Raw genomic sequence first — 830 nt, forward strand, 5'->3', positions numbered from 1 at the left:
AGCATTAGCCGAGTATATCCTGATCTGATCCGTAAGGAATGACTTGTCCGGCATTTTGGCTGTTTTATGGGCAGGAAGAATAGGCCGGACAATCGATCAATGGTTTAGGGTTTTGCTTCAATAACTCGATCACCTCGTTATGGGTTGACTTGAACGCTGGGTTGTCACCATCAAGTGTGATTGCGCATTCCACGGCCATGAGTGCATTTGAACAGCCAAGTTGTGCGGCGCTGTATGAGGCGTTGTTCCAATAAATTGCATTGCTTGGTTCGAGTTGCGTGGCTTGAAAGAAGAACTGGTTTGCCTCTTCATATTCATTCAGATTGTACAAGAGGTTGCCTGCGCCAAAAGCGAGGGCAGCAGATTCAGGCCAGTGCTCAACGGCGTGAATGTATGCATCTAACGCAAGATCTGTTTTTCCGATATTCACCAAAGACTCAATGCTCTTTTGATAGGGCAGTGGCTCTGCGGTGCGAGGAAACGTATTCGCAGCCGAAATGACCATGCCCCAACCATCGCTTTGGGCGAGCCATGTTCGTTCAAACGTTGTAATCAGAAAGTGCGCGTTCGCTTCCATGCCACTGTGAAGAATGACCTCTTTATTCGGTAAGTCGTAGCCGACCACGACAGCGTAATGCCATGTTGGAGCGCTTTTGAGTCCCAAATTTTGCAATACGAGCACGGGGTTTCCTGCGGCCACTTCGCGGAGCAGGTCTTCCATGTTTGGTTTGATTTCATAAGGGATGAGGTCAAAGCGTCGTGTGGCTGCTTTGAGCTCGACTTGAAAGCTGCCTTTGCGTTCAGGCACATAAACCATCGAAACCAGCTGA

1 protein-coding gene is annotated in these 830 nt (G+C 48.9%); it reads right to left on the reverse strand.

Features of this window, described 5'->3' with window-relative positions; translation table 11 throughout:
- Positions 1–64 precede the first annotated feature (64 nt).
- On the reverse strand, positions 65–830 hold a 766-nt coding region (locus tag A3750_RS22665), incomplete at its 5' end, for a PA2778 family cysteine peptidase (protein ID WP_156498859.1).

This window comes from Oleiphilus sp. HI0079 (assembly GCF_001635105.1).